The organism is Streptococcus mitis SK575 (assembly GCF_000257865.1).
Classification (GTDB): Bacteria; Bacillota; Bacilli; order Lactobacillales; family Streptococcaceae; genus Streptococcus; species Streptococcus mitis_CQ.
On record NZ_AICU01000048.1, the window covers coordinates 14,099 to 27,554 of the forward strand.

Sequence of the window (13,456 nt, forward strand, 5' to 3'; positions counted from 1 at the left end):
TTGTATCATATTTGCTAAAAAAAAAAAGTATTTTCTGATATTATAAAATAAAAATTTGTATAATATGAAATAAAATATAATACTCTTCAGAAATCAAAAGTAACTATACAAATTTATTATTGTAAAAATGTGACACAATTTACCAATCTTATCCGTAATATCAAATTCGTATTTTATCTTACTGCTGTTAGCTTGCTAAGTTTCTCTTTGATTCTTGTTGGGTATAAAAAGTCACACCTCACAAATTTTCAAAATAAATAAAAACGCATCATATCAGGTGTTCAAAAACGTGATACAATGCGTTTTATAGTCTATAAGATTAGTTGTCTTTTCTTCTCAAATTGAGTTTTCCCTAGATTTTTCAACCTTATTTCTCTTCAAATCCTTCTGCGACTGCGTCCGCAAAGTTTTCTTCTACGATGCTTGCACAGTGATCACAGATAACTGCGTGGTAGCTACGTTCTGCTGTTGTTGGGTCGATACGACGGCAACGGTCACATACTTCACCTGCAGCGCGTTCAACTGTAAAGGCTACATCTTCGAAGCTAACGGCAGCTTCTGGAGCTGGTCCTTCTGCGATGGTCAAGTCTGACACGATCAAAAGTTGAGCAACATTGCTGTTTACTGCTTCGAGTAGAGTTTTCACAACTTCATTTGGATAAACTGTCAAGTGTGCTTCGAGTGATTTACCGATTACTTTTGCATTACGCGCTTCTTCCAAGGCTTTTTGAGCTTGTCCACGGAAGTCCATGAAGGCTGCCCATGTATCCAAGACTTCTTCTTGATTAGCAAAAGTTTGTGCTTCTGGCAATTCTGACAATTGAACGAAGTCTTCTGCTTCAAACTCAAGGTATGACCAGATTTCCTCTGCTGTATGAGGAAGGATTGGTGTCAAGAGTTTGGTGATTTTCACAAGAATGTCATAGAAGACAGTCTGCATTTGACGGCGTTCCAGTGATTTGGCACCTTCGATGTAAACAACATCTTTAGCAAAATCAAGGTAGAATGCTGACAAATCAACGTTGATAAAGTTCACCAAGGCCTTGTAGATTGTCAAGAATTCAAAGTTTGCGTAGGCATCACGAATGGTCTTGACAAGCTGGTTAAAGCGAATAGTCATGTACTTATCAACTGAACGAAGTTCATCGTAAGCTACTGAATCTTGAGTTGGGTTAAAGTCAGATGTGTTAGCAATCAAGAAACGAAGAGTGTTACGAATCTTACGGTAAGTTTCAGATACTTGGCTCAAGATATCCATAGAGATACGCACGTCGTTGCTTGAGTCTACACTTGTTACCCAAAGGCGCAAGATTTCAGCACCAAATTGTTTTTCAACATCGCTTGGAGCAATGGTATTTCCAAGAGATTTAGACATCTTCTCACCTTTACCGTCAAGGGCAAAACCTTGTGACAAGATTTGCTTGTAAGGTGCTACGCCATGGTTGGCAACAGATGTGATGAGTGATGAGTTAAACCAACCACGGTATTGGTCAGAACCTTCTAGGTAAAGGTCTGCTGGGTAAGTCAACTCAGGACGGTTTACCACAACTCCATTCCATGATGAACCTGAGTCAAACCAAACATCCATGATATCAGTTTCTTTTTTGAACTCGCCATTTGGTGAACCTGGATGAGTAAATCCTTCTGGCAAGAGGTCTTTGGCATCACGTTCCCACCAAATGCTTGAACCATGTTCCTCAAAGAGTTGAGCCACGTGTTCAATCGTTTCAGCAGTCATGATTGCTGTACCATCTTCAGCGTAGAAGATAGGAAGTGGAACACCCCAAGCACGTTGACGAGAGATAACCCAGTCGCCACGGTCACGAATCATATTGTAAAGACGGACTTTACCCCATTCTGAGTGGAATTTAACTTTTTCAATTTCGTCCAAGATTTCTTGGCGGAATTTAGAAACTGAGGCAAACCATTGTGGTACTGCACGCCAGATGATTGGTTTCTTAGTACGCCAGTCAAATGGGTATGAGTGAGAAATTTCTTCTTGGGCAAGAAGGAGGTTACCAAGTTTTTCAATAACAGTTGGAACTACCTTTTCATAGAACTGACCTTCAAACTCAGGACCAGCATTCTTCATCATGATACCACGCTCGTCAACAGTCACTGCGACTTCAAGACCATTAGCAATACCAACATTGTAGTCGTCCTCACCAAAACCAGGGGCTGTATGGACAATACCTGTACCAGAGTCAGTTGTAACGTGGTCTCCAAGGATAACCAATTCATCTACAGCTGTATCCCATGGGTGTTCTGTTACGATGTGGTTCAATTCTTGACCACGGTAAGTTGCCAAAACTTGAACATCAACCCAGCCAAATTTCTCAGACAAGCTAGTCAATAATTCTGCAGCAACGACAAACTTACGAGTTTCACCAGCAGGTTGAACCAAAACGTAATCAATATCTGCACCAACAGTCAAACCACGAGAAGCTGTGATGGTAAATGGAGTAGTTGTCCAGACAACGATGTAAGTATCTGTATCTAGAACACCTTTGCCATCTTTTACCTTGTTGGCATAGTAAAGGGAAGTTGAAATCAAGTCATGGTATTCAATCTCTGCTTCAGCAAGGGCAGACTCAGATGACCAAGACCAGTAAACTGGCTTGGCACCACGGTAGATATAACCTTTATTAGCCATCTCACCAAATACACGGATTTGGGCTGCTTCATAATCAGGAGTCAAAGTCACATATGGATTTTCCCAGTCACCAGAAACACCCAAACGTTTAAAGTCTTCACGTTGTTTATCTACTTGAGAAAGAGCGTATTCACGGCAAAGTTTCAAGTACTCAACCAAGTCCATTTCTTTACGTTTGACACCTTGTTTTGCCAAAACTTGCTCGATTGGCAGACCATGAGTGTCCCAACCCGGGATAAATGGTGCGTAAAAACCTGACATAGATTTTGAGCGAACAATGATATCTTTTGAAATCTTGTTCATAGCATGTCCAACGTGGATATTTCCGTTCGCGTATGGAGGGCCATCATGCAAGGTGAAATGAGGTTTTCCTTGGTTCAATTCTTGACGACGTTGGTAAAGTTTTGCATCTTCCCATTCCTTTTGCCAAACTGGCTCTTTGGTCGGAAGGCCTGCACGCATTGGGAAAGCTGTTTTCCCAAGATTAAGGGTATCTTTGAGTTTCATGGTATCTCCTTTATAAATAATAACAAATTAAAAACCACGACTGCCAAAAAGGACGAAAATCGTGGTACCACCTTTATTTGGAAAAAGATTTAGTCTTTCTCCCTCTTATCCCGTAACGTGGGAAACGTCAAATCTTACTCCATTCAGACTTGATTGTTTGAGAGGATAATCTTATCAATAGGGATTACAGGACTCACACCATCTCCTGCTCGCTGGAAATATAAGGATAAGATATTGTTCTCAGATTATTTCTTATAAAATTGTAACGGATTCTTGCGGTGCATCAAATCCTGGTGCTGAGTTTACAGCTTCAGTAGCTGGTGTTGGTCCTGAGTAATGGCTTGGAGCTACTTCTGGCTCTTCATACATTGGACCAACTGGATGAGCTGGTTCTTCTTCAATTTGAGGACTCACTACAGGAGTTGGGTTTTCCACTTCCTGTTTAGCTTGAGCTTCAAATTCAGCCAATTCTTTATTGGCTGCCTCAATACGAGCCTGTAACTCTGTCATTTCTTCTTGAGAAAATTGACGTGTCATATCAATTGGTTCTTCCTCAATTGGAGCTGGAATCGGTTCTCCAAGTACTTCGCTAACCACTTCTTTAAAGGCTTCATCACTTGTCTGAAGATAAGTAGCTGTTGGACGAAGAATATCTTCCCAATCTGAAGATTCAACAATAGCCAACTGACTCTCAATTGTAGATTTAAGACGTTGGTGGAAGACACGACTCTTGTTCTTCAATTCTTCGGTTTCAACAGCAACTTTCTTAGCATTATCAGCTGCCTGACGAAGAATTTCATTTGCCTTGTATTTTGCTTCTTCCAATAATCGATGTGCATCCTGTTCAGCTTGATGAATAATATTATTTGAACGATCGTGTGCTGTTTGTTTCACTCTCTCAGCTGTATCTTGGGCAATCAATACAGACTGGCTCAACGAATCTTTCATCTCATCAAAGTAAGACAAACGCTCTTCCAAATTTTTAATATGTAAATCCTTATCATGATTAGAACGAACCAAATCTTCATAATCACGAACTACAATATCTAAAAATTCATCTACTTCTTCTGGATCAAAACCTCTAAAACGTGTGCTAAAGGTTTTATCTTTGATTTCTAACGATGTAATTGGCATATTTTTCCTCACTTACTTAATAATAACTGGACTGTTATTTTTTTCTTCTCTTTTTTAGTTTGTCCCTTATCTTGAAGCAACCTCAAGCGCCCAAATTTTCTCACACTAATCAAGTCTCCAACTTGAACAGTATAATCTGATTTGTCTACCACATGATAATTTACTTGGACAAGTTTCTTTTCAATCAACTGGTTTGCTTGATTTCTAGATAGTTTCAAAACATTTGATAAAAGAACATCTAATCTAAAACTAGACACACATAAATCCAGCTCTCGATACTGTTCTAGCTTATCTATTTTCTCGGTGAAAGGACGGTCCTCCAGCGAAACAGGTATACGGCCAATTTTCTTTAATCCATCTTGAAAGAGAAGAAGAAATTGCTGATTAATCATAATCTGCGCCCGTTCTTCATCTACTAGGATATCTCCAAAAAGTTTCCGCTCAATCCCCAATTGATTGATGACTGTCCCTAAAATCTTAGCATGCGTTAAGTGTTCAAATTTATTGGAATACACTATTTCCTGGAGAGATATTTCAAAATCTGAAAACTCTGGCTGGAAATAATCTGGGTATAATAAAACTCGAACATACTCACTTGAGACGAATTCCCCACTACTGCTACAAGCAAGACCATAGGTTTTGGCTAAAATTTTTAATAGCTTCTCCTGATGAGGATTGATAAAAGGAGTTAAAAAAGGAGCATAGCTATCTTCTACCTTCTTTATCCATTCCATTCCCTTATCAAGAAAGGGACGATCTTCTATAGAGAAATGCTGGTAAATCCCTTTATTCATCCTATCATCGCCAGAAAACGCACTAAGTTTTCCCCTAAAAATCGAACCAAAACAATCGCAACCCAAACAGATAAATCAAGACCTGCTATCTGTAAAGGCAGGCGTTGCAAAGGAGCAAGCACTGGTTTTACCAATGCTACAATCCAGCGACCCAGACTTGATTCGTAGGCGCCTGGAAACCAAGACATGACAGCAAAGGCTACCAAAATCAGGGAGTAAATATCCACTGCATTATAAATCAGACGAATTAAAAAAATCATCATCGTACTCTATTTCGTCTCATATCAAAATCAAACTCACCCTGTTGATCTTCATCTGGTAAACGAATATCTTCAACATTTACAATAACATTCACTGGTGTCAACAGGTACATGGTAGAAGCTACCTTTTTCAAATTTCCAGCTAGAACATGGCAAGCTCCATCCAGATAATCTAAACAACGACGAGCTTGCACTTCAGTCATATATTGAAAATCAATCAAAATACTTTCGTTTCCTGCTAATAAATCAACAATTTCTATCGCATCTTCATATTTTCTAGGATAACGAACATCAATTGTTACTTTTTCAGTAGAATGCTGATTTTGCTTTGCTAACTCTTGTTGACGTGCATGCAGTCTAGTAATATTATTTTCTTTTGTACTACTTGTGCTTGGTGTTTGATTCGTTGAGAGAGCCTTTTCCTGTGTAGAATTTACTGGAGTTAGAATAGGCTCATCTCGTTTTTCATTAGGGAGACTTAAATCCTCATCCTCCGTAAAATAATCTATAAATCTATCGAATCTATCTTTTAAAGACATGGTTCTCTCCTACTTAAAAAATGCTGTACCTATGCGAACAAAGGTGGAACCGAATTGAATCGCTTCTTTATAATCACGACTCATTCCCATGCTTAAGTCGGTCATAGGCATATTTGGAATTTGTTTTTCTTGGATTTCTTTTTGTAAATCTTGGGTCGCCTTGAAAATTTCTTTCAACTGCTCACTGTTAGCCTCAAAAGGTGCCATCGTCATTAAACCAACATATTGAATCTTATCTAGTTTGCCCAACTCTGGCAAGACTTCCAATAATTCTTCTCTCGAAAAGCCGTGTTTACTTTCTTCTTTAGAAATATTTACTTGAAGGAAACACTTGATGACTCGGTCACTTCTTTTTTGGATTTCCTCTGCTAGCTTTACTGAATCCAATGCATGGAAATAATCAACGTATTGAATGACATCTTTCACCTTACGTCTTTGCAAGGTACCAATCAAATGCCAAGTCACATCTCGATCTTTTAAAGCTTGATATTTCTCTAGAAACTTATCTACACGATTTTCACCGATATGATGAACCCCTAGCGGAAGCAAGGCTTCCGCTGTCGGTACATCTACATACTTGGTAACTGCAATGACAGAGACTGAGCCACTCTCGCGATGAGCACTCAGACTTGCTTCTGCGACTTCCCGAAAAACACGTTCTGTATTTTCTTTTACATTCATTTACTTAACGATTTTTGAAAAATGGAGGTGTATCCAACTCATCTTCATCTTGCGAATTTGGAATTTCAAAACGTTCTACCGGTGACACTACTGAATCAGTCGGACGAACAATTGTCTCGCGACGTAAATCCCAATCACCAAAAGCAGAGCCTTGAGCTTGTTCCGAGCGACGTTGATTTTGTTTTGGTAATTCAGCTGTTTCTGCCATATCAAAATGACGATCAAAGCCATGTGAATGAGCTGGCTTTACTGTCTCACGGTAGTTAGTAGTAGGTCTAGCTTGTGGAGCCACAACCTTTTCTACGCGGTCTTGACGAACACCCGTTGCGACAACTGTTACACGAATTTCATCACGCATACTTTCATCAATTGAAGTACCGAGCCAGATGTTCACTCCTTGACCTGCTGCCTGGTTCACAATTTGTGAAGCCTCTTCTGCCTCAATCAAGGTTAAGTCAAGACCACCAGTTACGTTGACAATCACATCTTCTGCTCCATCAATTGTTGTTTCAAGAAGTGGAGAGTAAATTGCCTTACGTGCTGCTTCTACCACACGTTCTTCTCCACTACCGATACCAATACCCATAAGAGCATTCCCTTTATTTGCCATAACTGTTTTCACATCGGCAAAGTCAAGGTTAATCAATCCTGGATTGGTAATCAAATCGGTAATTCCTTGAACACCTTGACGAAGAACGTTATCTGCTTCGCTAAGAGCCTCCAGGAGCGGTGTTTTCTTATCAACAATTTCAAGCAAGTTGTTGTTTGAAATAATCAATAGAGTATCTACATGCTCACGTAGTTGATTGATTCCTTCTACAGCGAATTGTCCACGTTTGCTTCCTTCAAAACCAAACGGACGTGTTACAACACCAACTGTAAGAGCACCTAAATCTTTAGCAATACGAGCAATAACAGGAGCAGCTCCAGTTCCAGAGCCTCCTCCCATACCAGCAGTGATGAAGACCATATCTGCACCACTGATAGCTTCCGTCAGTGTCTCTTCGCTTTCTTCAGCAGCTTTACGACCAACCTCAGGTTGACCTCCTGCACCCAAACCACGAGTCAATTTAGGTCCCAACTGAATAACAGTCTCAGCTTTTGTACTACTCAATGCTTGTACATCTGTGTTTGCTGCGATAAATTCTACGCCTGTAACACCTTCGTCGACCATACGGTTGATGGCATTGCCACCACCTCCACCGACACCAATTACTTTAATCACTGCACCTTGAGCAGCAGCTGTATCAAATGAAAATGTCATAATTTATTTTTCCTCTTTATTCGTCAAACATGCTTCCGATCAAGCCACGGAAACGATCTGCTAATTTCGGTTTATTTTGTGAAGCTTGTTGGAAATCCGCCATTGGTTCCGTAGGCGCCACCGGCTCTACTTCTGGAGCAGGAGCTGGTTGAACAGGCGTTGATTGTACAAACTGAGCTGTTTTCTGAATCATTCCCCCAAAACTAAGCGGTTGTTGGAATAATCCTTCATCACCCTTGACTGCTCGTTGAGCCAAGAGATGTACTTCTGTCAATTGTCCCGCGAATTCTGATAGACTAATCACATGCGCAAAGGCTGGATTACGAATCCCAACTTGGTTTGGAACATAGAGTTTCACACGAACACCAAAAACTTCTTGAGCAAGCTCCACAATACCCGGTAAAATAGCCGTTCCACCAATCAAAACAATTCCACCAGGAAGATCCAATAAATGTCTTCTGTCTAAGTCTTGTTTGATTTGTTCAAAAATATGCTTAATACGTGCAGAAATAATCTCTGACAAGTAATTTTCTGTTACTTCAACAGGTTCTACTTCCCCGATCACTTCGACTTGGAATGTTTCTTTACTTGCGAGAGGAGGATAAGCCTCTCCATAGTTTAATTTCAAACCTTCGGCTAGTTTCTGTGATGTCTTCAAGACTTTAGAGATATCCTTAGTTACATAATCTCCGCCTTCTTGGAGAATATTGGTAAACTGAAGTTCTTGGTTACGGATTGTAGCGACAGTCGTTTGACCTGCCCCCATATCAATCACTGTAGCACCAAATTCACGTTCACCTTCATTCAAAATAGATTGAACCATTGCTAGTGGTGAAATAATAATATTTTCAACCTGAACACCTGCACGTTCAACTGTCTTACGTAGGTTATGTAAAATAGTGCGAGGACCTGTATAAAGTAAACCACGCATTTCAAGGCGAACCCCCATCATACCACGTGGGTCACGAATCCCTTGAAAACCATCCACAATAAATTCCTCAGGAATGAATGTGATAACTTCACGATCAGGTGTCATACTCTTTGTCAAAGCTGATTTGACAACATTTTCGACATCTTGATCCATAATTTCCTTGGTATCAGATGTTACTGGAATCATTCCTTGAGTTGGTTCTACCTGTAAGAGATTAGCTGGTAAACCAACATTCACTGATTTAATTGAGATGCCTGCTTTTTCTTCTGCTTGGGAAATTGCTGATTTGATAGCAGTTGCTGCTGCATCAATATCAACAATAATTCCATCCTTTACACCTTTACTTTTGGCATTACTCACGCCAATTACATTTAATTCACCATTTCTCTGCTCAGCTACAAGCACCTTGACAGAGCTTGTTCCAATATCTAGACCTGTAAAAAAGCCTTCTCTAGCCATTACATCGCATCCTCTCTATCTTCCAAGTTTCTAACTTCGTAATATTCAATAGCTAAACGTAGGCATAGCTATTCACAGAATATTATAACACAAAAAATCTCATCGTGCTCAGTTTTTTCCTAAATTTACCAGCCAATTTTTTAGTTTTTCTGTTCAGAAATTCATTCACTGTAAACTTTGTCAACAATCTGTCTATTGTACAAAAAAGAAAGCTCATTTCTAAGCTTTCTTTGCAATCATTTTTTCTGCTTCTTGTTCTAAAAATAGTTCCAAAATTTTCTTTGTCAACGTAATCGCCGCTGACAAGGCCAGAGAAACGATTAAATAATTAGCTACTAAGCCGTGGTCTCCAACCAATGGCGGTTTTGTCAAAAATCCATAATCGCCACCTGTTACCAAATTGACCACAAAAATTAAGGCATTTAATGCAAAGGTCATGAGAAAAATTCTTTTCACATCTAGCATTCTCGCATCGTACTGTCTCAAGAGATAAACCAGTGAGTTCCCCAAGAGAGCTAAGTGCCCAAAGATAAAGGACAAAATGGCAATATGGGGGAAAGGATAGGGATCTGGCACTGGATAAACAAAGGCAGCTAATGTCCCAAATGTTCCTAGTAATGCAAAATACTGCCTATATTTAGACTGACCAGGAAGCAAGAGCACCACAAACATAGCCATACGGCAATGGTAAAAGGGTAAACTTTCTGACAGTGGCATATGATTGACCCCATACCAACCATAAAGAAGGATTAACTGAACGGCCTGCAAGATTTGGAAAAATCGTTGGTAAACCTTCTTTTCACGATAACGATAGGCTGTATAGAAGGTCAAGGCCAAGAGTGTAAATATACTGACATACCAATAAAGATCAAACTTGGGTGGCTCTGTTGCTTGGGTCGTAAAGAAAATATCCCATAAATTCATCTAGTATTCCTCATGATTCAAAATTTTCCTGCATTTTATTATACCATGCTATTTGTCAAAAATGAATTTAGAAATACGATAATCATCTTCTTAATCAAGATATTGCTCCCTCTGACCTTGATAAACCTGCCAAAGAATCTCTATTTGCTCCTTGGTAATGCGTTTTTCAGATAAGGCTGGCAGTTGGTCAAGGGCAAAAAATTGAAGGTCAGCAATTTCTTGATTTTTTTGGAATTGTCCATCAAGAAGCTTACATTCAAAAACAAACTTTGCATATTGCTTGCTCTGTAGTTGGAAACGATTTGTATCAAAAACAGCTAGTAGTCTTTCTACTTTAGCTTCAAAACCGGTTTCTTCTTCAATTTCCTTGAGAATATTTTCTGTTGGAGAATAGCCGACTTCACCAAAGCCACCTGGCAAAGCCCAATCATTCTCTCCTTGTCCCCTAACCAGACAAATTTTTTCATCCTCAACAATCCAAGCACGGACGTCCATTAACGGAGTTGCATAAGCGGAAGTTGGCTTCAAAACTTCTGCCACTTCTTCGGAATCAAGGTCTGATGCCTGATTCAACATTTCAGATAACAGACTTCGCAAGTCTTCATAGCGCTCACGGTCGAAAGGATCTTTTGTAAAGGTTAATCCAGTATCTGTAAGGGCAATCATTCTTTGAAGATACTTGGCAAAATCACTAGCATTCATTTTCTAAACTTTCTACCAGCTTAGCTAGATTCATGGAGTTAGAGCCTTTGAGTAGGATTTGGTCATTGACTCCAAGGCTTTCTTTGACCTGCTTGACTAGGTCTTCAAATTGGTCTTGGTCTTCTGTTTTCTTGAAGTAGTAAACGTGGCCGATTGGGAACATTTGACTGGCCAATTGGGCCAATTCAGCAATATCTTCTCCATAGAAAATAACGGTATCCAACACATCTGGCGAAAGGCTCAAAATCATCTGGTTATGGAGTTTAATAGACTGGTCACCAAGCTCCTTCATATCCGCCAACACTGCAATTTTCTTGCCACCTTCATTGACTGGAATGGCAGAGAAAGTCTCTAAAATCAGCTTCATAGCCGTTGGATTGGCATTGTAAACATCTGACAAGATATCTGCTCCATTAGCTGCTTTCTTCCACTCGGTACGGTTACGTGTCAATTCAAGATTTTGGAAGGCCTGATGAATTTGCTCCTCTGAAACTCCTTCTTGTAGGGAAACATAGGATGCAATCATAGCATTGGTGGCATTGTACTTACCAGTCACTGGCAAATCAAGGGCTTGCTCCAAGAAATTGGCCTTAAAGGTCAGACTGTCCTTACGCTCAACCAAGTCTGTGATTTCCAGCTCTGCTCCTTGCCCAAAACGGACCACCTTTTTATCAGCTGGTAAGTAGGCCTCTACAATAGGGTCAGCTGGTGCCAAAAGCAAAGAATCTGAAGCCATACCATCTGCAATTTGCATTTTCCCTTTAGCAATCTCAGAACGATCTTTGAAAAATGCCAAATGAGCTTCTCCAACCAAGGTCACGATGGCTGTTTTTGGACGAGCCAATTCTGACAAGAGATGAATATCTCCAAAGTGATCCTGTCCCATCTCCAAAACCAACTTTTCTGTTCCTTCAGGCATATGGAGAACTGTGTAAGGAAGGCCAATCTCATTATTGTAGTTGCCTTGTGTTTTGTAAGTTTTGTAGGTTGTTGATAGCAAGTGTGCCAACATATCCTTGGTCGTTGTCTTACCATTTGAACCTGTAACTGCAAAGACATCAACAGCTGTTTTTTCAAGATAGTAGGCTGCTAGTTGCTGAAAGGCAGTCAGAACGTCATCTACTAGAATGTAGGGATGATTTGCGACCTCTTTCTCAGACAGGGTTGCAGCAGCGCCATTTTCAAAAGCTGTTTCGATAAAGTCATGACCGTCACGCGCACCTTTGAGGGGCACAAATAAATCCCCTGCCGCAATCAAACGACTGTCAAACTCAGCTTTCTCTAACTGGGTATCCTCAAAGATGCTGATATCATTTTTAGCTCCGACAACTTGGGCCACTTCATGAATTGTTAATTTCATTTCTACTCCTTTAAAAAGGGTTGAAGTCCGAGAACTCTAGTCACCTTGCAGTGATGGTTCTGGCTTCTACCCTCTCTTTCATTTTTATAGCAAATGCGCTTCGCGCTTGTCAAAACTTTCCTTGGCAAGATCAACCAATCGCTCGATTAAGTCTGGATAGCTGATTCCCATATTGTCCCAAAGAAGTGGATACATTGACCACTGGGTGAAACCTGGCATGGTATTGAGCTCATTTAGGAAGATTTCTCCCTTATCTGTATAAAAGAAATCGCAACGAGATAGACCTAGACCACCAATGGCACGGAAGGCCGTTTCTGCATTTTGACGCATGACAGCTACCACATCATCACTAATTTTAGCTGGGATGTCCATGGTAATCTTGTTATCAATATACTTGGCGTCATAGTCGTAGAAGTCAACATCCTTGACCACTTCTCCTGGCAGCGTGCTTTTGACATCGTAGTTGCCCAAGAGTCCAACCTCGATTTCACGGGCATTCACCCCTTGCTCAACCAAGACACGGCTGTCATATTGGAAGGCAAGTTTCAATGCTTGACGGAGTTCTTCTTGATTTTCAGACTTGGAAATACCGACACTTGAACCCATGTTTGATGGTTTGGTGAAGACTGGATAAGTCAATTTTTCTTCAACTTCAGCGATTTTAGCAGTCACATCGTCACCTTCAACGATAGCCACATAAGGAACTTGGGCAATACCGGCAGATTCTAAAACACGCTTGGTCGTGATTTTATCCATGGCAAGACTCGATGACAAGATATTGCAACCAACGTAGGGCATTTTCAAAACTTCTAAGAAGCCTTGGACAGAGCCATCTTCTCCCATCGGACCGTGAAGAACTGGGAATACCACTGCACCTTCTTCGTAGATAGCACTTGGTGCAACTTTCTTATCCCAATCAATGGTCGCATTGGTCATGAGACGGTCCTCTTGACCTGGAGTCTGACTAAATTCCTGCGTTTTGATAAAGTCACCTGATTGACTGATAAAGAAAGTCTTAACTGTGAAACGGTCGTAATTGACCGCACGCATGACACTTTCCGCTGAAAGGACAGAGACTTCGCGTTCCGCACTCCGTCCACCATATAAAAGAATAATCGTTTGTTTCATATTATTTGTCCTAATTCTACTAGAATACTCGCTCTTTAGTATATCATATTTGCTTGTTTTTTTAAAACTTGAACCTGATCCTACTCATCACACTATACAAAAAGAGGCCGATATGAACGA

Annotated in this window: 12 protein-coding genes; all 12 read right to left on the bottom strand. The window is 40.3% G+C overall.

Annotated elements, in window-relative coordinates; genetic code table 11:
- Window positions 1-367: 367 nt before the first annotated feature.
- The 12 genes from ileS to HMPREF1048_RS06320 all read right to left on the bottom strand — a co-directional run bounded on the left by ileS (window position 368) and on the right by HMPREF1048_RS06320 (window position 13,336).
- Window positions 368-3,160 (bottom strand): isoleucine--tRNA ligase, encoded by a 2,793-nt coding sequence (gene ileS, locus HMPREF1048_RS06260; RefSeq protein WP_000768052.1) that lies wholly within the window; start codon window positions 3,158-3,160, stop codon window positions 368-370.
- Between the two features lie 252 nt (window positions 3,161-3,412).
- The gene (locus HMPREF1048_RS06270; protein WP_001123203.1) at window positions 3,413-4,294 is read right to left on the bottom strand and encodes a DivIVA domain-containing protein; all 882 of its coding nucleotides are present in this window, start codon (window positions 4,292-4,294) and stop codon (window positions 3,413-3,415) included.
- Window positions 4,295-4,302: 8 nt separating this feature from the next.
- On the bottom strand, window positions 4,303-5,088 hold the full coding sequence (locus HMPREF1048_RS06275) for a YlmH family RNA-binding protein (RefSeq protein WP_001032409.1): 786 nt from the start codon (window positions 5,086-5,088) through the stop codon (window positions 4,303-4,305).
- The gene (locus HMPREF1048_RS06280) at window positions 5,085-5,348 is read right to left on the bottom strand and encodes a YggT family protein (protein WP_000576506.1); all 264 of its coding nucleotides are present in this window, start codon (window positions 5,346-5,348) and stop codon (window positions 5,085-5,087) included. The genes HMPREF1048_RS06275 and HMPREF1048_RS06280 overlap by 4 nt, the downstream gene beginning before the upstream one ends.
- Window positions 5,348-5,887, bottom strand: a complete 540-nt coding sequence (locus HMPREF1048_RS06285; protein WP_000053379.1) for a cell division protein SepF — start codon at window positions 5,885-5,887, stop codon at window positions 5,348-5,350. The genes HMPREF1048_RS06280 and HMPREF1048_RS06285 overlap by 1 nt, the downstream gene beginning before the upstream one ends.
- A 9-nt stretch (window positions 5,888-5,896) precedes the next feature.
- Window positions 5,897-6,568 carry a YggS family pyridoxal phosphate-dependent enzyme gene (locus HMPREF1048_RS06290; protein ID WP_001101098.1) on the bottom strand — a complete coding sequence of 224 codons (672 nt, stop codon included), beginning with the start codon at window positions 6,566-6,568 and terminating at the stop codon, window positions 5,897-5,899.
- Window positions 6,569-6,572: 4 nt separating this feature from the next.
- Window positions 6,573-7,832: a cell division protein FtsZ gene (gene ftsZ, locus HMPREF1048_RS06295; protein WP_000144273.1), complete on the bottom strand. Its 1,260-nt coding sequence runs from the start codon at window positions 7,830-7,832 to the stop codon at window positions 6,573-6,575.
- A gap of 16 nt (window positions 7,833-7,848) precedes the next feature.
- Window positions 7,849-9,222: a cell division protein FtsA gene (gene ftsA, locus HMPREF1048_RS06300; RefSeq protein ID WP_000090384.1), complete on the bottom strand. Its 1,374-nt coding sequence runs from the start codon at window positions 9,220-9,222 to the stop codon at window positions 7,849-7,851.
- A gap of 219 nt (window positions 9,223-9,441) precedes the next feature.
- Window positions 9,442-10,146 (bottom strand): YwaF family protein, encoded by a 705-nt coding sequence (locus HMPREF1048_RS06305; protein WP_001055256.1) that lies wholly within the window; start codon window positions 10,144-10,146, stop codon window positions 9,442-9,444.
- Between the two features lie 90 nt (window positions 10,147-10,236).
- Entirely contained in the window at window positions 10,237-10,848 is a 612-nt protein-coding gene (locus tag HMPREF1048_RS06310; RefSeq protein WP_000994192.1) for an NUDIX hydrolase N-terminal domain-containing protein, read from the bottom strand.
- The gene (locus HMPREF1048_RS06315) at window positions 10,838-12,208 is read right to left on the bottom strand and encodes a UDP-N-acetylmuramoyl-tripeptide--D-alanyl-D-alanine ligase (RefSeq protein ID WP_000778742.1); all 1,371 of its coding nucleotides are present in this window, start codon (window positions 12,206-12,208) and stop codon (window positions 10,838-10,840) included. Before HMPREF1048_RS06315 ends, HMPREF1048_RS06310 begins: the two co-directional genes overlap by 11 nt.
- Window positions 12,209-12,292: 84 nt before the next feature.
- Window positions 12,293-13,336 carry a D-alanine--D-alanine ligase gene (locus HMPREF1048_RS06320; protein ID WP_000814669.1) on the bottom strand — a complete coding sequence of 348 codons (1,044 nt, stop codon included), beginning with the start codon at window positions 13,334-13,336 and terminating at the stop codon, window positions 12,293-12,295.
- Between the last annotated feature and the right edge of the window lie 120 nt (window positions 13,337-13,456).